At 67.1% G+C, this 25,019-nt stretch carries 26 protein-coding genes; 13 read left to right on the forward strand and 13 right to left on the reverse strand.

The window, feature by feature from the left end; translation table 11 throughout:
* The first annotated feature begins 50 nt into the window (after nt 1–50).
* Nucleotides 51–950 (forward strand): alpha/beta hydrolase, encoded by a 900-nt coding sequence (locus ACH49N_RS32395; RefSeq protein WP_358276842.1) that lies wholly within the window; start codon nt 51–53, stop codon nt 948–950.
* A gap of 247 nt (nt 951–1,197) precedes the next feature.
* Here the strand turns inward: ACH49N_RS32395 and ACH49N_RS32400 are convergent, their stop codons facing one another.
* On the reverse strand, nt 1,198–2,397 hold the full coding sequence (locus tag ACH49N_RS32400; RefSeq protein ID WP_358276843.1) for a Fic family protein: 1,200 nt from the start codon (nt 2,395–2,397) through the stop codon (nt 1,198–1,200).
* A gap of 149 nt (nt 2,398–2,546) precedes the next feature.
* On the opposite strand from ACH49N_RS32400, the gene ACH49N_RS32405 reads away from it, so the two are divergent.
* On the forward strand, nt 2,547–3,320 hold the full coding sequence (locus ACH49N_RS32405) for a serine aminopeptidase domain-containing protein (RefSeq protein WP_358276844.1): 774 nt from the start codon (nt 2,547–2,549) through the stop codon (nt 3,318–3,320).
* A gap of 40 nt (nt 3,321–3,360) precedes the next feature.
* Here ACH49N_RS32405 and arsA read toward each other — a convergent pair whose 3' ends face one another.
* The 6 genes from arsA to ACH49N_RS32435 are packed head-to-tail and all read right to left on the reverse strand — an operon-like array spanning nt 3,361 to nt 7,931.
* Nucleotides 3,361–5,124, reverse strand: coding sequence for an arsenical pump-driving ATPase (arsA, locus tag ACH49N_RS32410; protein WP_358276845.1), 1,764 nt, complete (start codon nt 5,122–5,124; stop codon nt 3,361–3,363).
* 14 nt (nt 5,125–5,138) lie between these two features.
* Nucleotides 5,139–5,540, reverse strand: coding sequence for an arsenite efflux transporter metallochaperone ArsD (gene arsD, locus ACH49N_RS32415; RefSeq protein WP_358276846.1), 402 nt, complete (start codon nt 5,538–5,540; stop codon nt 5,139–5,141).
* Nucleotides 5,541–5,560: 20 nt separating this feature from the next.
* The gene (locus ACH49N_RS32420; protein ID WP_250772133.1) at nt 5,561–5,977 is read right to left on the reverse strand and encodes a low molecular weight phosphatase family protein; all 417 of its coding nucleotides are present in this window, start codon (nt 5,975–5,977) and stop codon (nt 5,561–5,563) included.
* A 15-nt stretch (nt 5,978–5,992) separates the two neighbouring features.
* Nucleotides 5,993–6,403 carry an arsenate reductase ArsC gene (locus ACH49N_RS32425; RefSeq protein WP_358276847.1) on the reverse strand — a complete coding sequence of 137 codons (411 nt, stop codon included), beginning with the start codon at nt 6,401–6,403 and terminating at the stop codon, nt 5,993–5,995.
* A gap of 29 nt (nt 6,404–6,432) precedes the next feature.
* Complete coding sequence (gene arsB / locus ACH49N_RS32430) at nt 6,433–7,545, reverse strand: ACR3 family arsenite efflux transporter (RefSeq protein ID WP_358276848.1); 1,113 nt, start codon at nt 7,543–7,545, stop codon at nt 6,433–6,435.
* Complete coding sequence (locus tag ACH49N_RS32435; protein ID WP_213576566.1) at nt 7,542–7,931, reverse strand: helix-turn-helix transcriptional regulator; 390 nt, start codon at nt 7,929–7,931, stop codon at nt 7,542–7,544. Before ACH49N_RS32435 ends, arsB begins: the two co-directional genes overlap by 4 nt.
* A gap of 103 nt (nt 7,932–8,034) precedes the next feature.
* On the opposite strand from ACH49N_RS32435, the gene ACH49N_RS32440 reads away from it, so the two are divergent.
* Both ACH49N_RS32440 and ACH49N_RS32445 read left to right on the forward strand, forming a co-directional pair.
* A complete protein-coding gene (locus ACH49N_RS32440) occupies nt 8,035–8,364 on the forward strand; it encodes a metalloregulator ArsR/SmtB family transcription factor (protein ID WP_250772125.1) in 330 nt (109 codons plus the stop codon).
* The gene (locus tag ACH49N_RS32445; protein ID WP_358276849.1) at nt 8,364–9,065 is read left to right on the forward strand and encodes a cation transporter; all 702 of its coding nucleotides are present in this window, start codon (nt 8,364–8,366) and stop codon (nt 9,063–9,065) included. Before ACH49N_RS32440 ends, ACH49N_RS32445 begins: the two co-directional genes overlap by 1 nt.
* A gap of 68 nt (nt 9,066–9,133) precedes the next feature.
* Here the strand turns inward: ACH49N_RS32445 and ACH49N_RS32450 are convergent, their stop codons facing one another.
* The 3 genes from ACH49N_RS32450 to ACH49N_RS32460 form a co-directional block, all read right to left on the reverse strand.
* On the reverse strand, nt 9,134–10,099 hold the full coding sequence (locus ACH49N_RS32450; protein ID WP_397504874.1) for an arsenic resistance protein: 966 nt from the start codon (nt 10,097–10,099) through the stop codon (nt 9,134–9,136).
* A gap of 63 nt (nt 10,100–10,162) precedes the next feature.
* Complete coding sequence (locus ACH49N_RS32455; RefSeq protein WP_358276851.1) at nt 10,163–10,942, reverse strand: MerR family transcriptional regulator; 780 nt, start codon at nt 10,940–10,942, stop codon at nt 10,163–10,165.
* 60 nt (nt 10,943–11,002) lie between these two features.
* On the reverse strand, nt 11,003–11,866 hold the full coding sequence (locus tag ACH49N_RS32460; protein WP_358276852.1) for a GNAT family N-acetyltransferase: 864 nt from the start codon (nt 11,864–11,866) through the stop codon (nt 11,003–11,005).
* A gap of 101 nt (nt 11,867–11,967) precedes the next feature.
* Here ACH49N_RS32460 and ACH49N_RS32465 point away from each other — a divergent pair, with 101 nt between their 5' ends.
* Nucleotides 11,968–13,245 (forward strand): NAD(P)-binding domain-containing protein, encoded by a 1,278-nt coding sequence (locus ACH49N_RS32465; RefSeq protein WP_358276853.1) that lies wholly within the window; start codon nt 11,968–11,970, stop codon nt 13,243–13,245.
* Between the two features lie 190 nt (nt 13,246–13,435).
* On the forward strand, nt 13,436–15,076 hold the full coding sequence (locus tag ACH49N_RS32470) for an IclR family transcriptional regulator (protein WP_397504862.1): 1,641 nt from the start codon (nt 13,436–13,438) through the stop codon (nt 15,074–15,076).
* Between the two features lie 99 nt (nt 15,077–15,175).
* Here ACH49N_RS32470 and ACH49N_RS32475 read toward each other — a convergent pair whose 3' ends face one another.
* The 3 genes from ACH49N_RS32475 to ACH49N_RS32485 form a co-directional block, all read right to left on the reverse strand.
* Complete coding sequence (locus tag ACH49N_RS32475; RefSeq protein ID WP_358276855.1) at nt 15,176–15,814, reverse strand: RraA family protein; 639 nt, start codon at nt 15,812–15,814, stop codon at nt 15,176–15,178.
* 61 nt (nt 15,815–15,875) lie between these two features.
* Nucleotides 15,876–16,883 carry an NAD(P)-dependent oxidoreductase gene (locus ACH49N_RS32480; protein ID WP_358276856.1) on the reverse strand — a complete coding sequence of 336 codons (1,008 nt, stop codon included), beginning with the start codon at nt 16,881–16,883 and terminating at the stop codon, nt 15,876–15,878.
* A 23-nt stretch (nt 16,884–16,906) separates the two neighbouring features.
* Nucleotides 16,907–18,229, reverse strand: coding sequence for an MFS transporter (locus ACH49N_RS32485; protein ID WP_358276857.1), 1,323 nt, complete (start codon nt 18,227–18,229; stop codon nt 16,907–16,909).
* 286 nt (nt 18,230–18,515) lie between these two features.
* Here ACH49N_RS32485 and ACH49N_RS32490 point away from each other — a divergent pair, with 286 nt between their 5' ends.
* The 7 genes from ACH49N_RS32490 to ACH49N_RS32520 all read left to right on the forward strand — a co-directional run bounded on the left by ACH49N_RS32490 (nt 18,516) and on the right by ACH49N_RS32520 (nt 24,832).
* On the forward strand, nt 18,516–18,872 hold the full coding sequence (locus ACH49N_RS32490) for a WhiB family transcriptional regulator (protein WP_358276858.1): 357 nt from the start codon (nt 18,516–18,518) through the stop codon (nt 18,870–18,872).
* A 541-nt stretch (nt 18,873–19,413) separates the two neighbouring features.
* Nucleotides 19,414–20,883, forward strand: coding sequence for an MFS transporter (locus tag ACH49N_RS32495; protein ID WP_358276859.1), 1,470 nt, complete (start codon nt 19,414–19,416; stop codon nt 20,881–20,883).
* Between the two features lie 190 nt (nt 20,884–21,073).
* A complete protein-coding gene (locus ACH49N_RS32500) occupies nt 21,074–21,403 on the forward strand; it encodes a carboxymuconolactone decarboxylase family protein (protein WP_358276860.1) in 330 nt (109 codons plus the stop codon).
* Nucleotides 21,367–21,816, forward strand: coding sequence for a zeta toxin family protein (locus tag ACH49N_RS32505; RefSeq protein ID WP_358276861.1), 450 nt, complete (start codon nt 21,367–21,369; stop codon nt 21,814–21,816). Before ACH49N_RS32500 ends, ACH49N_RS32505 begins: the two co-directional genes overlap by 37 nt.
* 170 nt (nt 21,817–21,986) lie before the next feature.
* The gene (locus ACH49N_RS32510; RefSeq protein WP_358276862.1) at nt 21,987–22,916 is read left to right on the forward strand and encodes an ATP-binding cassette domain-containing protein; all 930 of its coding nucleotides are present in this window, start codon (nt 21,987–21,989) and stop codon (nt 22,914–22,916) included.
* Nucleotides 22,913–23,725, forward strand: a complete 813-nt coding sequence (locus tag ACH49N_RS32515) for an ABC transporter permease (protein WP_358276863.1) — start codon at nt 22,913–22,915, stop codon at nt 23,723–23,725. Before ACH49N_RS32510 ends, ACH49N_RS32515 begins: the two co-directional genes overlap by 4 nt.
* A gap of 477 nt (nt 23,726–24,202) precedes the next feature.
* A complete protein-coding gene (locus ACH49N_RS32520) occupies nt 24,203–24,832 on the forward strand; it encodes a sigma-70 family RNA polymerase sigma factor (protein ID WP_358276864.1) in 630 nt (209 codons plus the stop codon).
* Nucleotides 24,833–25,019 lie beyond the last annotated feature (187 nt).

Below are 25,019 nucleotides of genomic sequence, written 5' to 3' on the forward strand. Positions count from 1 at the left end.
TGCACATGGTGGAGAATGCTCGACTCGACAAATGTTGGTGAGGAACCTTGATGAATCCCGTAGTCACACAGTCCGAATTCCGTGGTGCCGGTGTCACCCTTGCCGCCGACCAGTGGGATCCACCGACGGCTGATGCCGGCGGATCAGGCGCCGACAGGAAAGGTTTGGTCCTGTTGTTGCACGGCGGCGGGCAGACCCGGCATTCCTGGCGAAACACCGGGCGCAGCCTCGCGGCGGACGGGTGGTCCGCGATCGCGCTGGACGCACGCGGGCACGGAGACAGCCAATGGGCACCGGACGGGGACTACGGCATCGATGCGCTGGTCGCCGACCTGACCTCAATCATCGGCGAGCTGGGGGAGAAACCGGTCCTCGTCGGTGCCTCGATGGGCGGGATGACGTCGTTGATCGGGCAAGGGGAGAACCCGGAACTCGCTCGCGGCCTGGTCATGGTCGATATCGCACCGAGGGTCGAAACGGCCGGCACCGCGGAAATCATGGACTTCATGCGCAGCGGCCTCGATGGATTCGGCAGCCTCGACGACGCCGCAGCGGCGATCGCGGCGTATACCCCGAACCGGGTTCGCAAGCCCAACCCGCAAGGGTTGCGCAAGAACCTTCGCCTGCGTGATGGTCGCTGGTATTGGCATTGGGATCCGGCGTTCCTACGCCAGGGTGACGAACCCACCCGGCAAGCGGACTCGATCGTGCGCTACGAACGCGCCCGGGACGCCGCCGCCGCGATCACCGTGCCCACGATGCTGGTTCGTGGCAAGCAGTCGAATGTGGTCAGCGAGGAAGGCGCGAAGGAGCTGGTCGAGCTGATTCCGACTGCCACGCTGATCGACGTTGCCGGGGCCGGTCATATGGTTGCCGGCGACGATAATGATGTCTTCAGTGGGGGATTGAAGGAATTCCTCGACGAAGACGTTGCCGCATCGCGTCACTGATACAAAATACAGCGGCCTCGGTGGGGAATAACAGGTGCGCCAACACGGTCCGCTGCACAAGAGTCGGGGGCCGTCTGCCAGTCACCGGCGAACGCGGCGCCCGGAGATCACATGCGAGTGGGTCGGCGAGCGTGGATGTGCCGGTACCGGACCGAGCTGTCGGGACGACCACTTCAGGGGATCGCGTAGTGGATCGGCGCAGTTGCGGTGCCCTGAATCCACAGTGGGGAGTGAGAGCCCACCGCATTCATCCTCGGCGGCGTTTGGCGCGGGCGGCGAATTCGTCAAGGACGCGGACGACGTCCTTGGCTTGCCAGATCCGGTTGCGTCGTCCGTCGGTGATTTGGGTGAGTATTCCGGCGTCGACCAGGCGGTCGATCGCGATTTGCGCGTTGGCGCCGGTGACCCCCAGCGTGGAAGTGACGACCTTGCTGTCGACGACCGGTTGACGAAGGAGGAAGTCGGCGAGGCGGTGTACCGCCGCGTCCCGTCGCGCCGTCACCCGGGTGCGCCAGTCCGCTCGAACCGATTCCAGGTCCCGGATGAGGGTGCGGCCGTTGGCGACGGCAGCGAATGATGCTTCCGCGATTGACTGCACGATCGGCTCGAGGTTGCCCGACCGGTACTCGCCGAGGGCTTGAAAGTAGGTGGCGGTGTCGTGCAGCAGGCCCGCGGACACCGGTACGGCGACGCTCCGGGTGAGCTGCCCGCCGCGCAGCATCGCCTGGATAAGGGCGCGACCGACGCGCCCGTTGCCGTCAGGGAACGGGTGGATGGTTTCGAACTGTGCGTGTGCGACCGCTATTTGGGCGACCACGGGCACGTCCACCCGGTTGGCGAAGGCGATCAGGTCGTCGATCAGTTCGGGAACGCGGTCGTGATGCGGAGGGACGAATTGTGCGGTGTGTGGTCCGAGGCTTCCGCCGCCGATCCAGACCTGCTGTTGCCGCAATCGGCCGGCGGTGTTCGGATCGCCGTGTTCGAGCAGTGCCCGGTGCATCTGCAGGATCGCGTCGGCGTCGATGCGGTCGGACAACTCCAATGCGGCGGTCATGGCCCGGACGTTTCCGACGATCAGGCGGGCGTTACGGGAGGCGTGCTCGCCGAGTTCCGCCAGCGCGATCTGGCGTGCTCCGCTGGTGAGGTTTTCGATCTCCGAGCTCGATGCACTCTCGGTGCGCAGCAGAATGGATGCGAACGGGGCGGTGATGTGGCCGACCTCGGCGTCGAAGCGGGTGAGTTCGGTCGCCGCTTCCTCCGTCACCGCCTGTAGTTCGCCGTTCAGTGAGATGGTCCGGTTCGCGATGAATGGCGGTACCGCCGCGCGGTAGGGGCCGGCGGTGAGGCGACGTTCGCGTCGAGATCCGTAGTCGGCGGTGATGCTGACCCAGGGATGGTCCTCGTAGGCGACGGGCGGCCATCGCTGTCCGTCATCAACCGATGTCATACGCGGACCATACTATTGGTTAGCAATTTATCCAATGGTATGAGTAGTGAACTTTGTGGGAAACGGATCATGATGAACAGACGTAAACCGCTGGGTGTTCGGCAGCTTGTGACCCAGCGGGATCAGAGCCTCCTTGTTAGCGTGACCGCATGAGAGTTCGTGAGGAATCCGCCGTGCCGCTCGAGCGGCGCACGGCCGGCCTCACGCGGTACGACGAGTACGCGGTGACCATTCCGGCATCCGGTGACCGCGCGCTCGTCCTGGTGCCGCAGGGAGTGGCACCATCCGCAGCCGTCTACTACCTTCACGGACGCACGGCCGATGAAACGTCGATCGATGAACGGGCCGGCGCACGCGACGGTCTGCTCGAGGCCGGGTTTGTCGTCGTCAGCCCCTACCTGCACGGCGATCTGTGGGGAAACCGAGATGCCCAGGACGCGTTGGGCGCCCTCCACGACTGGGTGTCGTGCCGGTGGCCGGTGTCGCGCCGGTTCCTGATCGGCGAGTCGATGGGGGCCACCACCGCCGCCAACGCGATCCGCCTGCGGGAAATGCAATGGGCGGGAGCGATATTGGTCGCTCCGTCATTGTCGATGCGGGCGGTGTGGGAGCGGGGAGAGCATGGCCGCGACACCCTCGCGGCGGCGTACAGGCTGTCGGCCGACGGGCACGACCTGGAGTCGAAGACTGAAGCATGGGATGCCGTCCGCCACGAGCCGGACGCCTATGCGGGCGTGCCGATCCGCGTGTACGCGTCGCCGGAGGATGCGGTGGCGAACATCGCCGAAGTGACCGGGCCGTGGGTGCAACGGCTGCGCGCCGCGTCGATGGCCGCGGAGTTGATCGTCGTGAGCGGCGAACACGTGTCGCCCGACCACTTCCGCGTCGACGACATCGTCGCCTTCTGCACGAACCAGCCGTGAGCATGCGATAGCGCTATGACCGTGGGCCGGTTCCAGGCGGCTAGGTCGCCAGTCCGAACACCTCAGCTTCGACCAACGCGGTCAACGCCGCTTCGCCAACCGGCTCTGTGGGCTGCATCGGAACGACCGCGATCCGCGGGTGCGCGACGACATCGATTTCCGATTGCTCCGCCGCAGCCCGCCGCCGGAGCAGGTCGGACATCGGTTGTGCGGCGGCAAGCGAGTTGTTGATTATCCACGCCCACGGCGTGATTCCTGCGCGTTGCAGGTCGGCTTGTAAGCCTTCGGCCTCGAGCCGCGGAACGGTTTCGGCGAGGGTAACCAACAGGATCTTCGTCTCCTCCGGGTTCTGCAGCCGCATCAAGGGAGTCGTGAAATTCGTGCTGTCACCCATCTGGCGGGCGATCTCCCGGTGGTAGGACCCGGTGGCGTCGAGGAGTAGCAGGGTGTGTCCGGTGGGGGCGGTGTCGACGACGACGAACTTGCGCCGAGATTCGTGGATGACCCGCGAGAATGCTTGGAAGACGGCGACTTCCTCGGTGCACGGGGAGGCGAGGTCCTCGGCGAGGGTGGCGCGGCCTTGCTCGTCGAGGGCGGCGCCTTTGGTGGCCAGCACACGATCCCGATACTGCGCGGTGGCCTCGACCGGATCGATCCGAGAAACCTCGAGGCCCGCGAGGTGTCCGTCGAGGGTGTCGGTCAGATGGGCAGCCGGATCGGTGGTGGTCAGGTGCACGTCATGTCCTCGCTGCGCCAGGGCGACAGCGATCGCGGCGGCGAGGGTGGTCTTGCCGACCCCGCCCTTGCCCATGCACATGATCAGCCCGTGATCGGCTTCGGCGAGTTCGTCGATGAGGGCGGACAGCGGCGCCTGCGGCACCGGTGTTGCTTCTGCTCCGGAGGCCTGCGGCGTGGCGTCAGGATTCGCCGTGAAGAGGCTCTCGAGTGCGCTGATGCCGACCATGTTGGTGGGCTTGAGCTCGACCTGATCGGACGGCAGAGCGCACAGCTCACGGGGAAAACCATCGAGGGCAGCCCGTTCGCGCCGGTAGATCGCAGCAGCGAGCTCGTCCCCGTCCTCGGGAGCGGGAAGGACACCGTTGATCACGACGTACTGGTGGGTGAGCCCGATGTCGGCGAGTTCGGTATGGGTGCGGGCGATTTCGGCGAGCGGGGATCGCTGCGCCCGGGCGACCAGAACCAGCCGGGTGCGCTGCGGGTCGGCGAGGGCGGCGACCGCGTCCGCGTAGATGCTGCGTTGCTTTTCGAGCCCGGACATCGGGCCCAGGCAGGAGGCATCGCCCTTTCCGTCGTTCAGGAAGTCGGTCCACGATCCGGGTAGTTGCAGAAGCCGGATGGTGTGCCCGGTGGGGGCGGTGTCGAAGAGCACGTGATCGAAGTCGGCGACGGTGTCGTGGTCGGTGAGCAGGGCGGTGAACTCGTTGAACGAAGCGATCTCGGTGGTGCATGAACCCGACAGCTGCTCGGTGATCGACGCCAATTCCTTCTCCGGCAACAACCCCCGCACGGGTCCGATGATGCGTTCGCGGTAGGCGTCGGCGGCCTGCTCGGGGTCGATCTCGAGCGCCGACAATCCGGGCACGGCGAGAACGTCGGTAATGGTGTTGCCGATCGTCAGCCCGAACACTTGCCCGACATTCGACGCCGGGTCGGTACTGACCAGCAGGACCTTGCGGCCGGCGCGGGCGAGGTGAATCGCGGCGGCGCAGGCGATGGAAGTCTTCCCGACCCCGCCCTTACCGGTGAAGAACAGGAAGCGGGGCGGGGTGTCCAGAAACTTCATAACGGCAGAGCCTTTCAGCAGCAGCTGGTGCTGTCGTCGTCTGGGGCGCAGCAAGATCCGGCGTCGGTGAGCCCGAGCGTGGCGATCCCGGCCGGAGCCGCGGACGGGGTCTCGGTAAGTCCGGACCACTTGGCGAGCTGGGTGCGGTCGGGGTAACGGCCGGTCTGCGCGGTGACCCCGTCGACGAGCACCAGCGGCAGGCCCTCGGATCCGGAAACCTGCAGGAACACCTTGACCGGTTCCCGCTCGGCGAATGCGAGGGGTTCGCTGGCGAGGTTGAACCGGGCGATGTCTCCGCCCTGGGAGCGGACCCAGTCCATGTCGGCGGAGAAGGTGACCAACGCCTGGTCGACGTCGTCGCCGCAGACGCCGGTATTGCAGCACAGGGCGGGTTCGAAGATTTCGATGGTGCTCACGAGCAGGTTCTCCTCGGGTATCAGGGCTGGGTGGTGCAGAGTTGGGCGGCGAGCTGATCGACGCGGGCGGCGATGTCGTCGCGGACCAGGCGCATCCGCTCGATCCCGTCGATGCCGCGGTCGGACGGCTCATCGGTGTCCCAGTTCTCGAACCGGGTCCCGTCCACGGGGTCGACGTGAGCTTCGCGGCCGAGGGTGACTACCACGTCGACGTCTCGAACCAGCTGCGGGTCAATGGGTGTCGGCGTTTCACCGGTGATGTCGACACCGACCTCGAGCAGGGACTCCGCCGACAGGGCGTTGACGGCGGTGCCGGGTTTGGTTCCGGCGGAGTGCACGTCGACGCCGTCGCCGGCTGCTTTTCGCATCAGCCCGGCAGCCATCTGGGATTTGCCGCCGTTCTTCACGCACACGAACAACACGGAGGGTTTCGTCATCGGTCGGTCCCCGTCTCAGGCGGTGGCGGGAACGAGTTCGGCGATCAACGCCTCGACCCGGGAGCGGATTTCGTCGCGGATCGGACGGACCGCCTCGACGCCCTTGCCGGCCGGGTCCGCGAGTGCCCAGTCGCGGTAGCTGACCCCGGGAAAGACGGGGCAGGCGTCGCCGCAACCCATGGTAATGACGACGTCGGAGGTCTGGACGGCGTCGGGGGTGAGGATCTTCGGGGACTGGCCGGAGATGTCGATGCCGATCTCGGCCATGGCCTCCACAGCGGCGGAGTTGATGGTCTCGGCCGGGGCGGATCCGGCGGAGCGGACCTCGATCTGATCACCCGCGAGGTGGGTGAGGAATCCGGCGGCCATCTGGGAGCGGCCGGCGTTGTGGACGCAGACGAACAACACGCTGGGTCGGGAAGCCATGCGAAATGCCTTTCGGAGGTAGGTGTCGATCAGGAGTCGTGATTGTCGAGCGTCACGGCCGGCGTGGGCGTGCGCTGCTCGGCGAATCTTCTACGCAGCGCGAGCGAGACGTACACGAGTCCGACGAGGACTGGCACCTCGATCAGTGGGCCGACGACACCGGCGAGTGCTTGGCCGGAGGTGGCGCCGTAGGTGGCGATGGCGACGGCGATGGCGAGTTCGAAGTTGTTGCCCGCGGCGGTGAACGCCAGGGTAGTGGTGCGCTCGTACCCGAGACCCATTGCGGCGCCGAGGGCGTAGCCGCCACCCCACATGATGGCGAAGTAGGCGAGTAGCGGGATCGCGATGCGGACGACGTCGAGCGGCTGGGACGTGATCTGCTCGCCCTGCAGGGCGAAGAGGATGACGATGGTGAACAGCAACCCGTAGAGCGCCCACGGCCCGATGCGGGGGATGAACTTGGACTCGTACCAGATACGGCCCTTTGCCTTTTCGCCGTAGCGGCGGGTGAGGTAGCCGGCGAGCAGCGGGATGCCGAGGAAGATGAGCACCGACTTCGCGATCTGCCACGGAGAGGTGTCGATGGTGGTTTGCTCGAGGCCGAGCCAACCAGGCAGGACCGAGAGGTAGAACCAGCCGAGGACGGCGAACATGATCACCTGGAACACCGAGTTGATCGCCACCAGCACGGCGGCGGCCTCGCGGTCACCGCAGGCGAGGTCGTTCCAGATGATCACCATGGCGATGCAGCGGGCCAACCCGACGATGATCAAGCCGGTGCGGTACTCGGGCAGATCCGGCAGCAATAGCCAGGCCAGGGCGAACATGAGCGCCGGGCCGAGTACCCAGTTCAGCACGAGGGACCCGACGAGGAGTTTGCGGTCGCCGGTGACGGTGTCGAGACGGTCGTAGCGGACCTTCGCCAGCACCGGGTACATCATGATCAGCAGACCGAGGGCGATCGGCAGCGAAATTCCGTCGACCTCCACCGCGGACAGGGCATCACCCAGACCGGGGATCATCCTGCCCAGCAGCAGCCCGGCCACCATGGCGACGCCGATCCACACCGGCAGATATCGGTCGAGGGTAGACAGTTTGCCGACGACGGCCGGGTGGTGTTCGGTGGTGGTTGCCTCGCTCATGCCGGCACCTCCGCCGCGCATGTCTCGGATGGTACGACGGGTCCACCTTCGGTGAGCAGCACCGCGGACAGCTGCTGCAACGCGGACGGGACCACCCAGTAGTAGACCCAGGTGCCGCGGCGTTCGCAGTCAAGCAGTCCGGCCGACCGGAGCACCTTCAGGTGATGGGAGATCGTCGGCTGGGACAGGTCGAACGTTTCGGAGATGTCGCACACGCACGCCTCCCCACCTGCGTGAGAGGCCACGAGGCTGAGCAGGCGCAGGCGGACCGGGTCACCGAGGGCCTTGAACATTCGGGCCAGATCGCCGGCCCAGTCCTCGGTCAACGGTTCGCGTACCAGCGGTGAGCAACATGCACCACTCTCCGGCAGTTCCTGATTCGACATAGGTCGATATTGACAGACATCGAATCAGTCCACAAATGAACAGTCGATGAATGGGCTTGGGTACATGCTTTTCTGGATACAGAAACAGATGTATCGTCTGGGTGTGGACACTCTGGTGCACGGTGATGCACTTGCCCGTTTCGGGTACGCGCTGTCGGATTCGACGCGCACGCAGATCCTGCTGCGTCTGCGGTCAGCGCCGGGCTATCCGTCCGAGTTGGCCGAGCAGATCGGGGTGTCGCGGCAGATCCTGTCGAATCATCTGGCGTGCCTGCGGGGCTGTGGACTTGTGGTCGCCGTTCCCGAGGGGCGACGGGCGCGCTACGAACTGGCGGATCCTCGTATCGGGCGTGCGCTCGACGACTTGATCGGTCTGGTCCTGGCCGTCGATCCGTCCCATTGCCCGACAGCGGATGCCGACGGGTGCTGCTGATGGCGTCAGATCTCGGCACCCCGGGGATGCGGCCACCCGGTCTCTCGGCGGATCGTCGCCAGTTGCTCTCGCGCCGGATTCGGTGGTTGGTGGCCGCGACGATCAGTTACAACGTGCTCGAGGCGGTCATCGCGTTGACCGAGGGCACTAGGGTGTCGTCTGCCGCGCTGATCGGATTCGGGCTGGACTCAGTGATCGAGGTGTCCTCGGCGGTGGCCGTGGCCTGGCAGTTCGCGGGCAAGGATCCCGAAGCGCGCGAGAAGATCGCGCTGCGGATCATCGCTTTCTCCTTCTTCGGACTCGCGCTGTATGTGAGTGTCGACGCTCTCCGGTCGCTGATGGGACTGGGCGAAGCGCAACATTCGATTATCGGAATCGGTTTGGCTGCTGTGAGTTTGGCGGTCATGCCGGTGCTGTCCTGGGCGCAACGGCGAGCCGGACGTGAACTCGGCTCCCTCTCCGCGGTCGCGGACTCCAAGCAAACCCTGCTGTGCACCTATCTGTCCGCCGTCTTACTGGTGGACCTGCTGGTCAACAGCCTGTTCGGCTGGTCCTGGGCGGATCCGGTTGCTGCGCTGGTGATCGCGGTGATCGCGGTCAAGGAAGGGGTCAACGCCGGGAAGGGAGAGAGCTGCTGCGCCGCACCGGTCAATCCCACCCCCGATGCCGCGACTAATGACTCCGAGTGCTGCGGAGACTGAAGTGAGGCGCTCGAAGATCGCCGCCGCGGCGTAATCGAGGAGGTCGTGAGTGTCCGCCGGGTGCCGGCTCAGGCCGGTGCGGGTGAAATATCGGTGGCCGCGGGCAGCAGACGCGGCACCAACCGGACGTAGATCACCATGCCGACGACCTCGACGAGGGTCTGGGTGACCACGACGACCGCGGCGACCGCGAGAGGGTCGGGTAGGGCCAGCGCGAGGGGCAGCACGACCAGGGAGTTGCGGGTCGCTCCGCTGAACACCACGGCCCGCCCGGACGGCGGGTCCAACCGACACAACCGGGCGACCAGCAGCCCCGCGAACGCCATCACCACCAGGAACACCACGTAGAAGGGCACCACCGCGGCCACATCGGCAACCTGGCCCTCGAGCTTCGGCACCTGGGAGGCGACCACCACCAGCAGGGTGGCCGCCATCAGTGGAACCATCAGTGCGGTTGCCGCCGCCGATGCGCGCCGCCCGGATTCCGCACGCGCCGACCAGAACTGGGTGGCCCACGCCAGCGCGAGGGGGATGACGATCAAGACGATGAACGCGGTGACGAACGGTCCGACCTCGACGATATCGGACAGGTCCGAACCCAGAAACAGCACGAGAAACACCGGGAGCAGCAGCATCTGGGTGAGCAGCAGCAGCGGGGTCGCAGCGAGGAGACGGCGGCTGCTGCCGCCGGCCAGGCCGGAGAAGACGATTACGTAGTCCACGCACGGGCACAGCAACACCAGCAGCACACCGATCCGCACCGCCTGGTCGGCGGGCAGGAAGGTGAACATCGCGGCGACGACGAGCGGGACGAGCAGGAAGTTGACCGCCAGGACGGCCGCCGGGAACCGGCCGTCGCGCAGGGACCGCAGCAGTTCGGCGGCCGGCACCTGCAGGAACGTCACGAACAGCAGCGCGCCGAGGACCGGGTTGATCGCGTGCTCGAGGCCAGGGCCCGCTGCCGGTGCGGCCCAGCCGATCCCGGCGCCGGCGACCATCGCCGCGAGGTAGATCGCCACCTGGTGCTGTTCCATTCGCGCGACCACACCCTGCGGCTGTGCCACTGCTCGTCTCCCTCGTCGGTTCGTATTCTGCCGTCATGCCCTCACTCCGAACAGCTCGGTCACCAGCGGCTCGGCCGCCTCGGGGGCGCGCACACTCATCACCAGGGCGCCGGGGGTCAGCTGCAGGGTGAAATCGAAGAACGCGCAGCAGCCCTGCTCGGCCGCGGCCAGCCGTGCCACGTCGGCGACCAGGTCCGGATCGGCCGGGAACTGCAGCCGCAGGCCGCCGTCGATGTCCCCACGGCCTGTCGCCGAGTCCAGGACCTGCCGCCACTGCTGGATCCGTTCGCCCTTCTGGTCGCCGCCGAGGGTGCACGCCACCGTAGTCGCCGGTCTGTCGTCGATTGTCGGTGCCGGTGCCGGCTCGGGCCGGGTCCGGGTGAGTGAGACCGTGACCGGCGCCGTCGGGGCGGTTGTGAGGCAGCCGCATTCGGGTCCGCAAGCGCCTGCCGGCGGGAGTTGGGACAGGTCGGTGCGGACACGGGCCAGGTGCGCCGAGAACGCGGAAAGTTCGGCGATCCGGCGGTCCGCATCGGTGATGCGCTCGGTGATCATCGGCAGCATCCGCTGCCGCACGTGCGCGCAGACCCCCTGCTCCCACACCTCGAGGAGCTCCCGGATTTCCTCGAGCGGCAACCCGAGAAGTTTCGCCGAGGAGATGAACGCCAACCGGTCCACTGCGTCGTCGTCATAGATCCGGTAACCCGACGCGGTCCGCGCCGCGGGCAACAAGCCCGCGGTCTCGTAGAACCTCAGAGTCGTGGCCGGCACCGCGGAGAGCGCCGCGAGCTGGGAGATCCTGTACGTGCTCATGTCATCGACGGTAAACCTTCAACTCGACTCGAAGGTCAAGTCGAAGGTTGCGAACACCGTTCAGGTCGTCGCTGCGCTGCGGCGTTCGAGGAAGACGGTGTCGCGCCACATACCGTCGAGTTGGGAGATGCGTTCGCGGACGCCGACGGTGCGGAATCCGGCGGAGTGGTGGAGGGCGATGCTGGCCCGGTTTTCCGGGAAGATCGATGTCTGCAGCGTCCAGATACCGGCGTCGTCGGCGGCGATGACCTGGGTGCGCAGCAGGGTCTTGCCGATGCCGCGCCCGCGCATGCCGTCGGCGACGTAGATCGAGTTTTCGGCGACGCCTCGGTAGCAGTCCCGTCCGGACGTCGGGCTCAGCGTGGCCCAGCCGGCCACCGTGCCGTCGATCTCGGCGACCCACCGATGATCGGGGAGCCACTGTGCGTCCAGGGATTTCCGGGTGGGCACTTCGGTGGTGAAGGTGGCGGTGCGGGTGGCGATGCCCTCGCCGTAGATCCGGCGCACGTCCTCCCAGTCCTCGTCTGTCATGGGGCGGACGGTTACATCGCCGGGTAGGTCGTCCGGGCAGCACGGGCGCGAGGTCAACACGCCCATGACCGCGTCCGCGGCGTGTGGCAGTCCGGTGCAGCAGGACGGGTTGACCGTGACGACGGTGCTGGTACGGCTTTTGTTCACGGTGACGAAGCCGACGTCCGCGAGCTTGCGGACGTGATGCGAGACGGTGGGCTGTCCTATTTCGAGGGCGTCAGCGAGCTCGCCGACCGTGATCCCGGCAGGCCGGGATGCGACCTGGTGCAGCAGCCGGACCCGGGTGGGGTCGGCCAGGCAGGCGAACCAACCGGCGTAGGTGACCGCATCTTCGGTCGCCAGCGCATCTTTCGGGCGGGTAGTCCGGACGGCCGACATCTCCACGGAGCGCATGACTTCACTATATCGATATGCATCGATGGTTGCATTCATCGACGAGCATCGATACTCTCCGAAATCAGTAGATCGATGAACGTCGATGAAAGGATTTCGAGATGAATGCTTTGCCTGTGGTCGTAGTGGGTGCGGGGCCGATCGGCCTCGCCGCCGCCGCCGAATTGCGTGAGCGCGGCCTGACTCCGCTGGTCTTCGAGCGCGGTCCGCTCGCCGGTGCTGCCGTCGCCGAGTGGAACCATGTGCGGTTGTTCTCCCGTTGGGGGGAGTTGATCGACCCCGCCGCTCGCCGCCTGCTCGAGGCGACCGGCTGGGCAGCCCCCGACGAGGATGCATATCCGACCGGTCAGGACTGGGCCGAGAACTATCTGCAGCCGTTGGCATCCGCGCTCGGCGACGTGGTGCAGCTGGGCACCGAGGTGATCGGGGTGGCCCGCCGCGGCCGGGACCGGGTGGTCGACGCCGGCCGCGACACCGAACCGCTGTCGGTGCACCTGCGCCGCTCAGGCGGCACGGAGGACCGCATCATCGCTCAGGCGGTCATCGACGCCTCCGGCACCTGGGGCGCCCCGAACCCGCTCGGCGGCGAAGGCCTGCCGGCTCTCGGCGAGAAGGCTGCCGCGGACCGGATCGAGTACCGGGTCCCGAACCTTGCCGACGCCGCAGTGCGAGCAAGGTATGCGGGCAAACACACCGTCATCGCCGGCAGTGGCCACTCCGCGCTGACCGCGATCGTCGCGTTGGCCAATCTGGAGAAGCAGGCCCCGGGCACCCGCATCACGTGGGTGTTGCGCCGCGGTGACGTCGGCTCCACGTTCGGCGGCGGTGAGGACGACCAGCTACCCGCCCGCGGCGCCCTCGGCCTGCGGGCCAAGGCGGCCGTCGATGCCGGACTGTTGCAGGTGGTTCCCGGGTTCCGCACCGCGACAATCGAATCCGACGGTGAGCAGGTGGCGTTGGTCTCCGACACCGGGGCCCGCATCGAAGACGTCGACCGGGTCGTGGTGCTCACCGGGTTCCGGCCGGACCTGTCCTGGCTGTCGGAGATCCGACTCGGCCTCGACCCCGTGCTGCAGGCCCCGACCCAGTTGGCGCCGTTGATCGACCCGAACGTGCACTCCTGCGGCACCGTCTACCCGCACGGGGTCGCCGAACTGTCACATCCCGAGCCGAATGTGTTCCTGGCCGGGATGAAGAGCTACGGCCGCGCCCCGACCTTCCTGGCAATGACCGGGTACGAGCAGGTCCGCAGCATCGCCGCCGCCCTGAGCGGGGATCACGACGCCGCGGCCCGAGTCGAGCTGACCCTGCCCGAGACCGGGGTGTGCGGCGGCGCCGGGGTGTTCGACGAACCCGAACCCGCCACCCTGGGTGGCTGAGAAGCCTCGGTCGACGCCCCGCCGAGCAACGATCGGCACACGGCCAGACTGCGGGTGCCTGGCATCTGTACTGAACACTCTTAAATAGGACATTGTCCTAATATTGGGAACCGGGGTCAAGACGCGCTACGGTGCCGTGGATTCGGTAGCCCACCGATTCGGTGTCGACCTGTCGGGAGGATCGGAGACCTTGAGCGCCACGAAGAACGTGATGGGAGCGTCGGGCGACGTCGGTGTGACGGCCGATCGCGGTCGTGCTCAGGGAGCGGGCAATGACCGGATCGTGTCGGCGCTGCACGAATTGGCGGTCCGACCGGATGGTGTTCCGTGGGGTGTGCGCGAACTTGCCGAGACGCTGGGCGGTAGCCGGAGCACGGTGAATCGTATTCTGCAGCACCTGTCCGAGCATGGCCTGGCGTCTCGAGATGCGAACGGGAATTACACGGCGGGTCCCCGGTCGAGGGTTCTCGCCAATCGCCTGTTCGACCGGCATCCGCTGCTCGGGAATTCGCGAGCGATTGTCGAGACTTTGGCGCGATCGTGTGATGCGACCGCATTGTTGGCACTGTACGACCCCTCTGCTGGTCGGTGTTTCGTGGCAATGGTGACGGTGGCACCGGGTCCGGTGCGCTACAACCTCGGTCCGGGAACGGTGATACCGCTGCATGCCGGGGCCGCCGGGCGCGCCATCCTCGCCGAACTCGGTGTCGATGCGGTGGATGAGTCCGCGCTGACGGCGTTCACGGAGGACACGGTGACCGACCGGGCCGGTCTGGAACGGCTTCTCGCCGAGGACCACGCGGCTGGCCACACGATCAGCATCGGCCAGCACTTTCCGCTCGCGGCCGGTGTGGCGGCTCCGTTCCGGTTCGGTGGGCTGTTGGGTGCGGTCTCGGTGACCCGGCCGCGGTACGACACCACCGACGCTGACTTGCTCCGCTTCGCACCTCAGGTCCAGGATGCCGCCCGACGGCTCGCAGCGCTCCCGCTGGTACCCGAACCGGTGGATTCTGCCGTGTCGGTGCGTGAATCGAGTTCGGCTCAGGTGGGACCTACTGGCGAGACGACTTCGGGGTCCGAGGGTGGGTCGGCGGTGGCGCGGTTCGAGCGGCTGCTGTCCGCGCTGGTCGCCGAGCCGTTGGGAGTGGAGACGACGGGGCGGCCGTTGGCGCGTCGGATCGGGGCTAATCCGGCCACCGCGGCCAAGCTGCTGGGGACGGCGCTCGAGTGCGGTCTGGCGCTGCGGCGCGGGGAGCGGGCGGTGGCGGGTCCGAGGCTGCTGTATTGGGCCGCCGCACTCGGCGCGACAGCGGGTGTGGTCGCGGTGACCGCGGGCATCGTGGCGGATCTGGCCGCCGAAACCGGTGAGACGATCGGGTTGGCGGAGTTCGACCATCGGTCCCGTCATGCTCAGCTGACCACGGTCGTGCCGGGGAGTCGGCCGTTGCACTACGGGTTGGCGACCGGGGTCGACATTCCGCTGCACGCCGGGGCGGCTGGCAAGGCGATCCTTGCGGAGCTCCCCGGCGAGGTGCTCGACGGTTTGGCGTTGACGCAGTACACCGAGCGGACCGTGCGCAGCCGGGCGGAACTCGAGGACGATCTGGCCGGTGTCCGTGCCCGGGGGTGGGCGGCCGGTGACGGTGAGCGGATCCCCGATGCCTTCGGTATCGCCGCCGCCTACTTCATCGACGGCGTCGTCGCCGGATCGGTGACTGCCACCATCCCGCGGTTTCGGGTACCGGAGGTCGACATCGACGCGGTGGCGGACAAGATCGTGCACGCCGCCCGCGAGGTCACGGCGTTGTTGACGGTCTCCGCGGGTGCCTGACCGAGTTTCGTGCGGAAGGAGCCATTGCCGCATCGCCTGACGCGAACACTCCTAACGCCCCGGCCGCAAACCATGAGTGCGGCCGGGGCGGATCGTGAATTATCGGAGAGCGCTGCGGATATGGGCGCGCATCTTCTGCTCGGTTTCTTCCTGGGCGCGGGTCCTGTCGAGGGCGGCGGCCAGGTCGGCGCGGGGGATGATCACGATGCCGTCGGTGTCGCCGATGATGGCGTCACCGGGGTTGCAGACCACGTGGCCGCACGCGATCGGGAAGCCGATCTTGCCGGGGCCGTTCTTCCACGGTCCGGCGGCGGTGATGCCGCGGGCGAAGACGGGCAGCTTCATCGCGGTCAGCTCGTCGACGTCGCGGGTGGCGCCGTCGATGACGACACCGGCGATGCCTTTGGCGACGCAGATTTCGCCGAGGATGTCACCGAACACGGCGCGGTTGATTTCGCCGTTGCCGTTGACGACCAGGACGTCGCCGGGCTGTGCGTCGTCGAGTGCGCGGTGGATGGCGAGGTTGTCACCTTCACGTGCCTGGATAGGCAGTACCGTGCCGGCCAGCCGCAAGCCCGGAGTGACCAAGGCGATGTCGGCGGTCATCAGGCCCATGCGGGCCTGGGCGTCCCCGATCAGGGCCACCGGGTATTCGGCGAGCGCCTTGATCTCGTGCAGCGGCGCGCGTTCCCAGGACGGGGCGATCTGAATGTTGTCGGCGGTTGCGTTGATGAACATTGTCTGTCTCTTTCTCATCGAGCCGGCTCAGCGGCTCCGCGGAGGGCGAGGTCGGGTTGCGTCAGCTGACCGGCAGGGGCAGGGCCGCCGGGGGGATTGAGTTGACGGCGTTGTCGGGTATGTCGCCGGCGAGGGCCTGCCGGATGCATTGCACGGCACCGGCCCCGGCGTTGCGGAGAGATTCGCCTGTCTGGCCGCCGACGTGCGGGGTGACGATCAGATTGTCGTGCGCGGCGAGGTACTCGGCGATCCGGGGACTGTGCGCGAGAGGGTCTTTCGGGTCCACAGCTTCACCTTCGAGCACGTCGAGCGCGGCCCCGCCGAGGCGGCCGTCGTCGAGGGCGTCGAGGAGGGCCTGCTCGTCGATGAGCCCGCCGCGGGCGGTGTTGAGCAGGATGGCGCCGGGCCGCATCCGCGCGATGGTGGACGCGTCGAATAGGTGGCGGGTGCTGTCGGTGAGGGGCAGATGCAGGCTGAGGATGTCGGCGTCGGTGATCAGCTGGTCAAGGGTGACCGGAACGCATCCGCGGCCTTCGATGTCGGTGTCGTCGACGTACGGGTCGGCGACGAGGACCCGCATCCCGAATCCGCGGGCGATCGCGGCGACGGCGACGGCGATGTTGCCGAAGCCGAGCAGGCCGAGGACGCGGCCGCCGAGTTCGAACCCGGTCAACGTGGGTTTGATTGCGGCCCAACTTCCATCGGCCGTGCCGTGGGTGGCGGTGGGCGTCTTGCGGGCGAGGGAGAGCAGGAGCGCGAAGACGTGCTCGGCGACGGCGCGGCTGTTGCTGCCGGGTGTGGTGGTGACCCAGACCGAGGCGGCGGTGGCGGCCTCGATGTCGACGTTGTTTGTGCCGACCCCGTGGCGGGCGATGATCGTCAGGTTGGGGGAGTTATTGATCTTGTCCGCGTCGAATAATTCCGCTCGGAGCAGGACCGCGTCGACGGTGTCCGCGATGTCAGCGTAGGCGACCGCGTCATCGCCGTATCCGAGGTGGACTTGTCCCATCCGGGTCAGCTCCGCAACGGCGTCGGGATGGATCTGTTCGGAGACATAGAACGTGTGCACGGGTGGGTTCCCATCTTTCACTATCAGCGGTAGAGGTGGGTGTCGGTGGTGTTGTGGCGGACCAGGCCCACCACGACGGCCAGGCCCATGAGTCCGGAGCCGACCAGGATGAACGCGGGCACCAGGTTGTTGCCGGTGACGTCGATCAGCCAGGTCGCCAGGAACGGGCTCAGGCCACCGCCGATGACGGCGCCGACGCTGTGGCCGAACGCGACACCGGTGTGGCGGACCTGGACCGGGAAGAACTCGGTGATCGAGGCGTAGGTCCCGGCCTGGCACAGCGCGTAGGGCACCATGCCGATCAGCAGACCGACCACCGCGAGCGGCACCGAGTGCTGGCCCATCAGCAGGAACGACGGGACGGTGACCACGACGTAGGCGGTGTAGGAGAGGATCAGGATCTTCTTCGCGCCGACGCGGGTACCGAACAGACCCGCAACGGGAATGAACACCGCCGCGCAGAGGACGGCGAGCAGGACGATCGTCGAGGCCTGCGCCTTCGTGAAACCGAGGACGTTGCTGAAGTACACGGCCACGAAAACGGTGCCGAGGTAGGTGCCGATGTTCTGCACGGTGGAGATGGCCACCACCTTCGCCAACGGGGCGCGGTGAGTCGCGAGCAACGTGCTGAACGGCTTGGTCGTCGTGGTGTGCTCGGCGCGCGAGGCCGCGAACTCGGGGCTGTCTTCGATGCTCAAACGTAGGTAGAGGCAGAGGATTCCGAGCGGGACGGCGAGCAGAAACGGGATGCGCCAGCCCCATGCCTCCATCGACTCGGCGGGCAGCAGCGACGCCGCCAATGCGGCCATACCGGCCGCGGCACCCTTGCCGAGTTGTGCGACCCCGGGGATGAAGGAGACGTAGAACGAGCGGCGGTTCGGTGCCGCCCATTCCCGGATGTAGCTGGCGGCGCCGCCGATCTCACCGCCGGTGGAGAAACCCTGCAGCATCCGGAAAACTACCAACAGGATCGGTGCCATCACCCCAATCTGCGCGTACCCCGGCAGCATGCCGGTCAGCGCGGCCGCGGCGCTCATCAGGCCGATGCTCGCGATCAGGCTCGTGCGCCGGCCGACTCGGTCGCCGAGGCGGCCGAAGAAGATCGCACCCAGCGGGCGGACGACGAACGCGGAACCGAACACCAGCAGCGTGTTCAACAACCCCATCATCGGGTCGTCGCTCGGGAAGAACACCACCGACAACGTGGCGGCGACGTAGCCGTAGACGCTGAAGTCGTAGTACTCGATGAACGTGCCGAACGCGGCGACGCCGGTGGCCTTCTTCGCTTTCTTCTGATGTTCGCCCGCGGTCATCGTGGTGACCGAATCGGTCGTGGGTGAGGCCACAGCGCCCTCCTCAATAGTGTGTAAAATCTGGGACAGTGTCCTAAACTGTATCCAGTGTGGCTCGCGACACGTTGCGCTGTCAACACGCCGCTTACGTTGGAAGCCACGGCGTTGTGGTCGCAAGGCCGGTACGGGCGAGGGGCGATCGCGGCTTTTTGCTGAGGGCTTGACGGCGAGCGGCCACTTTGCTGATACTGCAGATAATTGGACGTTGTCCTATTTTCTACGCACCACGTATTCCGCATGGCCATTGCCGAACCACCCGATCTGCCGGAGGAGGGACACGATGTCCTCGCGCACTTTGTCGATCAGACATCTTCAGCCTCGTGCCGAGCACTGGGACTGGCAATTGCACGGGCTGTGTCGGGGCCTCGACCCCGACGTCTTCTTCTCACGCGAAGGGGAGGGGCGAGGTGGCCGGGCGCGGCGTGAGCGCGCCGCCAAGGACATCTGCGACCAGTGCCCGGTGGAGCGAGCCTGCCGCGACCACGCGCTCTCCGTGGGCGAGAGGTACGGGGTATGGGGAGGAACCTCCGAGGGTGATAGGCGCAAACTCGGTGCGTCGGAAGCGTCTGCGCGACCCGCAGTCCCGAAACGACAAATACAGATCTCGCCGAGGTATCGACACTCCATCAGGCGCTGACGGCCGCCCACGGCCCGTCAGCATCGGCTTCGTGGGCGGTCACCAGAAAGTGAGGGAAGTCCGGTTGCTTCGATACACCGGATCCCCTCGGTTCCTAACCGATGTGTGCGAGGTTCGTGCAACCGGCGACATCGCACTCGTGACGCCGAGCAGGAGATGCCCTGTGTCGCAAGGAGTCATCGCCTGGGATAAGTGGCACGCTTTCCGGGACCCGATCACCTGCGAAGAGCCGTCGGGTCCCGTCTCGACAGGGTGATGTTTGTGAGACGCAGAACCTCCGGCTACGTGTCGCCGGCACTCAGGCTGGCCACCGCCCTCGACTGCGAGTGCTTACCTCCCGCTCGGACTCGGCGTACCGAGCGCCCCTCCGCGCCCCAAGTCACGTTATCCGGGACGCCCGCACCTCGAGATTGCCGCCCGGCCCCTCGGGTTGATCGGAATAACCCTGGTGCGTAGAGTGTCAGAACATATACCCCCTAGGGGTACTGACGGCGCCGTCAGAGACCGACCAGGCCTACCCATTTTCTGAGGAACGCACTGCATGACAACGCCATCCCACGCACCCGACCGCCCTACTCACGCCCGAGCCGGGCTCGTGCCCCTGCTCGTGATCGCGACGGCCCAGCTGATGTTGGTGCTCGACGACTCGATCGTGAACATCGCCCTGCCAAGCATCCAGTCAGAACTCGAGGTGCAGCCGGTGCACCTCCCCTGGGTGGTCAACGCCTACATCCTTGCCTTCGGCGCACTCCTGCTCCTCGGCGGGCGGATCGGTGACCTATGGGGCCGCAAGCGCACCCTGCAAGTGGGGATCGCGGTCTTCATCGTCGCCTCGCTCGTCGGCGGGCTCGGGCAGAGCACCGCGATGCTCATCGCCGCCCGCGCCGTCCAGGGCGTCGGGGCTGCAATGGCCGCTCCCAACGCGCTGGCTCTGATCGCCACGACGTTCGGCAGCCGGAAAATGCGCGATGCAGCGCTGTCGCTCTACGGGGCGATGTCCGGCATTGGCATCGTCATCGGCCTGGTCTTCGGCGGCGTGCTGACCGATCTGCTGGACTGGCGGTGGGTGTTCTTCATCAACGTCCCCATCGGTCTGCTGGTGCTGCTCGGCAGCAGCACGCTGGTCGCAGCCGAGCGCCACACCGGACGTTTGGGGACCCTCAGTGCCGTTCTGGGTACCGGCGGAATGATCGCTCTCGTCTACGCGATCACCCGCTTCGGCGAGGAGGGCTTCGCCGACCCGATCGCCTACGCGCTCGTCGGCATGGCCGCGGTATTGCTGGTCGTGTTCGTCCTCACCCAGCGCACGAGCCGGAGCCCGCTGGTACCGCTGAGCCTGTTCGCCGACCGCAACCGGACGGGTGCGTATCTGACGATGCTGGGGCTCGCGATTGGGCCGATGGGCACCTTCTACGTCATCACGCTCTACCTCCAGCAGGTCCGCGAGTTCAGTCCACTGGCCACCGGCCTGTCCTGGCTGCCCTTCGCCGCCGGCATCATCCTCGGAGCCGGCATCGCGCCGAAGCTGCTGCTGCAGGTCGCGCCCCGCTGGATCGCCGCATTCGGCGCGCTGCTCGGGGCGGCCGGCGCGTTCTGGTTCTCCAGGATCACCGTCGACACAGGCTATTGGGCCGGCCTCGCCCCCGCGATGCTCGTCATCGCCCTCGGCTTCGGGCTCGGCGTCATCGCGCTCACCCAGGCCGCCGTCTACCGGGTCGACGCCGATAAGGCCGGCATCGCCTCGGCGCTGCTCAACTCCGCACAGCAGATCGGCGTCGCGCTCGGTCTGGCAGTGCTCGCCGGGGTCGCGGCCACCGTGACAGCAGGAAGCGGGAGTACGGCCCCGCAAGCGCTGGTGGACGGCTACAGCACCGCTCTGGTGGTGGGCACGGGAATCCTGCTCGCGGCGGCGGTTCTGGCGCTGCTCACGCTCTCCGGGCGCGTGAGCGCCGATGAGCACGCTGCTCGAGAGCAGGAACTTACCGAAACCGAGCACGCGGGTCAGCGGTGATCGGCGGCAGTAAGGCCCATAGCGATCAGCAATGCGTTTACGAAGGCCGTAGCCCGCCCGGCCCGTCACTGCCATCCGGGAACGGTCGACTTCCCACTGAACCGGCACGTCCGACGGGCATGACGGAAAGAGTTGCCTCACTTCATTTCAGGCCTGAAGCAGGCACAACCAATAAGCAAAAGGATGAACAATGCACTCTCACAACGATGAAGCAAAATTCATGGCCGACATCAAGGAAGCCGCGCCGGAGATGACCTCGGCATTCTTCGGGTTCGACAAAGCCGTGTTCAACAAGAACACCGGAAACCTCGATCCGGCCACCCGGGAGCTGATCGCGGTTGGTGTCGCAGTGACCACGCAGTGCCCGTTCTGCATCGAGGACCACGCCAAGCGCGCCGTCAAGGCCGGCGCTTCCAAGGCCGACGTCGCCGAAGCCGTCATGGTCGCCGCCGCCCTGCGCGCCGGTGGCGGCATCACCCACGGATGGAAGGCGATGAAGAGCATCGCAGAGGACGAGTAACTTCGGCGGGAGAGTTTCGCGCCCGATCCTCGGCGTTCATCGCCGAGATGGTGTTCTCCCATCCGTCGAAGCTGCAGCTGATCGACGAAGCGCGCACACACGAGTACACCGTCGTCTTGCACGTGGTGATGATTCCCGAGGAGCTAGCGGTCCAGCGTGTGCGCTACCGGGTGCGAGCCGGCGGGCACGATGTGCCCGAAGAAAAGTTCCGCCAGCGATACCGAAGACTGTGGGGTCTCGTCGCTCAGGCATTCCCACGTTGCGATCATGCGACCGTGTACGACAACAGCTCGAACACAGGCCCGCGCATCGTCGCACAGTTCACCGACGGATACCTCGTCGGTGAAGCCACCTGGCCTGCAAGGACACCCGCAGAACTGACCTCGCACACGAGCCGAAGTGAGCAACTATAGGCGCAGCAAATAGCTGGCGGATCCTGCTGCGTCCAACTCTCGGTTGCTTCGTCTGAGAAAGCGGACTTCCACTCACCACCGGGTGGGAGCACACCTTTCTTCGAGAGGAATCTTCCGATGACCACCCACTTGTCCGCCCATCCCGACGCCGATCACGCCGGGGGTGTGCGATGACCGCCCCCGCGGTCCTCGTCGAGGACCTGCACGTCGCCTACGGCAAATCCTGGGCCCTCGACGGAGTCGATGTCGCCGCCGGGGCCGGGACCACCCTCGGGGTGCTCGGCCACAACGGCGCCGGTAAGACCACCTTGATCCGTACTCTGACCACCCTGGTGCGCCCCACCATCGGCCGGGTGGAGGTCGAGGGTCTGGACGTCGTCGCCGACGCTACCGAGGTGCGGCGCCGGATCGGGGTGACCGGCCAATACGCCGGACTCGACGAATTCCTCACCGCTAGAGAGAATCTGGAGCTGATCGGCCGCCTGGCCGGGTTGCGCCGCACCGCCGCCCGCGCACGGGCCGACGCGCTGATCGACCGACTCGGGTTGCACGAGTACGCGACTCGGCGGATCGGGGAACTTTCCGGTGGCTCCCGACGGCGGGTCGACCTGGCCGCGAGTCTCGTCGGGTCCCCGTCGGTGCTGTTCCTCGACGAGCCGACCACCGGTCTCGACCCGATCGCCCGCGCCGGGCTGTGGGACGTCGTCGACGAGCTGACCGCCAGCGGCACCACCGTCGTCCTCACCACCCAGTATCTGGAGGAAGCCGACCGGCTCGCCGACCACATTGTGGTCCTGAGCCGGGGTCGCGTCGCCGCCCGCGGCACCCCCGCCGAGCTGAAAAGGATTGTCGGCGGCAAGGTCCTGACCGCGACCGTCCCCGCCCACCAACTCGGCAGCCTGCCGTTCATCCCGGACGCCGATCACCGTCTCGACGACGGCCGGGTTCGGGTGGCGGTCACCGTCGATGACGCGCCCGCCGCGACCGAACTGGTCGCTCACCTGCACCGAGGCGGTATCGAGGTCACCGACCTGGACGTGACCTCACCGAGCCTCGACGACGTCTTCACTCACCTCGCCCACACTGGAGCCCACCGATGACCACCATTCGCACCACCACGACGGGGCGGTTCCCGATCGGGGACCAGCTCGCCGCCCTCACCGTCCGCAACCTGCGCACCAGCGCGCGTGTTCCGCAGCTGCTGATGTTCTCGTTGACCATGCCGATGGCGATGCTCGTCCTGTTCAGCCAGGTCTTCCGCAGCGTCGCCGCCGGGCCGGGCTTTCCGCCCGGGGTCAGCTACATCGTTTTCCTCACCCCGGCCATGCTCGCCGTGTCCACCGTGATGGCCGGCACGAATGCCGGAGTGTCCGCGGCGATCGACCACACCAACGGCCTGCATGATCGCTTCGCGACCCTGCCGATGCGCGCGGCGTTGCCGGGGGTGGCCCGCACCGTCAACGAGGCGGTCTTCACTCTCGCCCGGGCCGCGCTGCTCGGGATCGCCGCGGTCGCATTGGGTTTCGAGTTCTACGGCACCGCGCTCGATGCCGTCGCCGCGGTCGTCGTGCTGGTGGTGCTGGCCGGGGCGATGAGCGCCTTGTTCGGGCTCATCGGGGACCGGCTCCGCCGCCCGGATGTGGTGCAGTTCGCCGGAATGATGGTGATGATGCCGCTGATGTTCATCTCGAGTGCCTTCGCCCCGATCGAGACCATGCCCGGCTGGATGCAGGCCATGGCGACGGTCAATCCGGTCGCGCACGCCACCGACGCGCTGCGAGGGCACGTGCTCGGCACCGCGGCCATCGGTGACACCGCCGCAGCCCTGGTCGCGGCGATCGGGTTGTGGGCGGTGGTCACCGCCGTCCCGATTCTCACCCGCCTGGTTCGGTCAGCGCGCTCCCGCTGAACGAAGACTTACCCGCCCCGCCCTTTCCCTTCCGCAGGGAAAGGGCGGGGCGGGTTCGTCCTGTGCACTGCTGGTCCGGAGCCGGGCACTCTTCTGGCCCCCACCCTGCGAGAGGGTGGGGGCAAGTCCGGGGGTGCTGGAATCAGCGGATACGCCCGAGCGAGGCGACGACGGCGCTCATGCGGCGGCGCCGAGCAGATGCAGTTCCTCCGCCACGACCAGATCGACCTCTTCGCTGGTCAGACCCGAAAACAAATGTGTGGTCAGCATCGCTCTCACCTCCTCACGCGCTTCAACTGGTACGTCGAAGCGGAGAACCCGTCATCGACATCGACACCCATACAGACGAGGAACCCGGCTTTCGGACGCACGATGCGTCCGAAAGCGGTGACCGTCGTCCGTACCTGAAAGACGACTCAGGGGGTCGTCACCGCGCCGTCAGGCGGGGATGCTGGAGACGGAGAGGAACCGAACATCATGAGCGAGGACACTTCCACCACCACGACCACATCCGAGCCGCCCGCTGATCTCGACCAGCTCTGGCGCCGCTTCTCGAGCGACCTCATGGCCTTCATCGCCCGCCGGGTCTCGCGTCCCGAGGACGCCGACGACATTCTGTCGATCGTGTTTCTGCGGATGGCCAAGAGTTTGGACAATCTACGGGAGCAGGACCGCCTCCTGGGATGGATGTATGCCATCACCCGTAACGCGATTACCGACTACTACCGGTCGGCGCCTCATCGGCGGGAGCTCGCCGTCGACGCCGTCCCGGACAACCCACTCGGCGGCGAACCCGATCCCGACGAGGCGGCGGCGAAAGAACTCGCCTCGTGCCTGGTGCCGATGCTCTCCGGGCTGCCCGCCGAGCAGGCCGCGGCGGTGAAGATGGTCGACCTCGACGCCCGAACCCACGCCGCCGCGGCCAGCGAGGCGGGAATTTCGGTGTCCGGGATGAAGTCCCGGGTCCAGCGCGGCCGTGCCACTCTTCAGGCTCGGCTGCACGCCTGCTGTCAGATCAGCCAGGATCGCACCGGTCACGTGCACGACTATCAGCCGCGCAGCGGCGGAGCCTGTGCCTGCGGAACCACGCCACCGGACGATCAGTAGGCCGGCAACCCAGCGGGGTGACGCCGGTCATCCGCGCATAACTACGCACAGACGGCGGTGGGGGGGGGGGCCCCCCCGGGGCCCCCCCCCCCCCCCCCCCCCCCGGGGGGATGGGGGCGCCCCCCCCCCCCCCCCCCCCCCCCCCCCCCCCCCCCCCCCCCACCAAACCCGCAGGACCACGCCGGGG

It is taken from the genome of Rhodococcus sp. NPDC019647 (genome assembly GCF_044389235.1).
Classification (GTDB): Bacteria; Actinomycetota; Actinomycetes; order Mycobacteriales; family Mycobacteriaceae; genus Rhodococcus_F; species Rhodococcus_F oxybenzonivorans.

Bases quoted from the DNA above. Each gene is read 5' to 3' on its own strand.
- ACH49N_RS32395 (WP_358276842.1), top strand. From the start codon at position 51: ATGAATCCCGTAGTCACACAGTCCGAATTCCGTGGTGCCGGTGTCACC.
- ACH49N_RS32400 (WP_358276843.1), bottom strand. From the start codon at position 2,397: ATGACATCGGTTGATGACGGACAGCGATGGCCGCCCGTCGCCTACGAG.
- ACH49N_RS32405 (WP_358276844.1), top strand. From the start codon at position 2,547: ATGAGAGTTCGTGAGGAATCCGCCGTGCCGCTCGAGCGGCGCACGGCC.
- arsA (WP_358276845.1), bottom strand. From the start codon at position 5,124: ATGAAGTTTCTGGACACCCCGCCCCGCTTCCTGTTCTTCACCGGTAAG.
- ACH49N_RS32420 (WP_250772133.1), bottom strand. From the start codon at position 5,977: ATGACGAAACCCTCCGTGTTGTTCGTGTGCGTGAAGAACGGCGGCAAA.
- ACH49N_RS32425 (WP_358276847.1), bottom strand. From the start codon at position 6,403: ATGGCTTCCCGACCCAGCGTGTTGTTCGTCTGCGTCCACAACGCCGGC.
- arsB (WP_358276848.1), bottom strand. From the start codon at position 7,545: ATGAGCGAGGCAACCACCACCGAACACCACCCGGCCGTCGTCGGCAAA.
- ACH49N_RS32435 (WP_213576566.1), bottom strand. From the start codon at position 7,931: ATGTCGAATCAGGAACTGCCGGAGAGTGGTGCATGTTGCTCACCGCTG.
- ACH49N_RS32445 (WP_358276849.1), top strand. From the start codon at position 8,364: ATGGCGTCAGATCTCGGCACCCCGGGGATGCGGCCACCCGGTCTCTCG.
- ACH49N_RS32450 (WP_397504874.1), bottom strand. From the start codon at position 10,099: ATGGAACAGCACCAGGTGGCGATCTACCTCGCGGCGATGGTCGCCGGC.
- ACH49N_RS32455 (WP_358276851.1), bottom strand. From the start codon at position 10,942: ATGAGCACGTACAGGATCTCCCAGCTCGCGGCGCTCTCCGCGGTGCCG.
- ACH49N_RS32460 (WP_358276852.1), bottom strand. From the start codon at position 11,866: ATGCGCTCCGTGGAGATGTCGGCCGTCCGGACTACCCGCCCGAAAGAT.
- ACH49N_RS32465 (WP_358276853.1), top strand. From the start codon at position 11,968: ATGAATGCTTTGCCTGTGGTCGTAGTGGGTGCGGGGCCGATCGGCCTC.
- ACH49N_RS32475 (WP_358276855.1), bottom strand. From the start codon at position 15,814: ATGTTCATCAACGCAACCGCCGACAACATTCAGATCGCCCCGTCCTGG.
- ACH49N_RS32490 (WP_358276858.1), top strand. From the start codon at position 18,516: ATGTCCTCGCGCACTTTGTCGATCAGACATCTTCAGCCTCGTGCCGAG.
- ACH49N_RS32495 (WP_358276859.1), top strand. From the start codon at position 19,414: ATGACAACGCCATCCCACGCACCCGACCGCCCTACTCACGCCCGAGCC.
- ACH49N_RS32500 (WP_358276860.1), top strand. From the start codon at position 21,074: ATGCACTCTCACAACGATGAAGCAAAATTCATGGCCGACATCAAGGAA.
- ACH49N_RS32505 (WP_358276861.1), top strand. From the start codon at position 21,367: ATGGAAGGCGATGAAGAGCATCGCAGAGGACGAGTAACTTCGGCGGGA.
- ACH49N_RS32510 (WP_358276862.1), top strand. From the start codon at position 21,987: ATGACCGCCCCCGCGGTCCTCGTCGAGGACCTGCACGTCGCCTACGGC.
- ACH49N_RS32515 (WP_358276863.1), top strand. From the start codon at position 22,913: ATGACCACCATTCGCACCACCACGACGGGGCGGTTCCCGATCGGGGAC.
- ACH49N_RS32520 (WP_358276864.1), top strand. From the start codon at position 24,203: ATGAGCGAGGACACTTCCACCACCACGACCACATCCGAGCCGCCCGCT.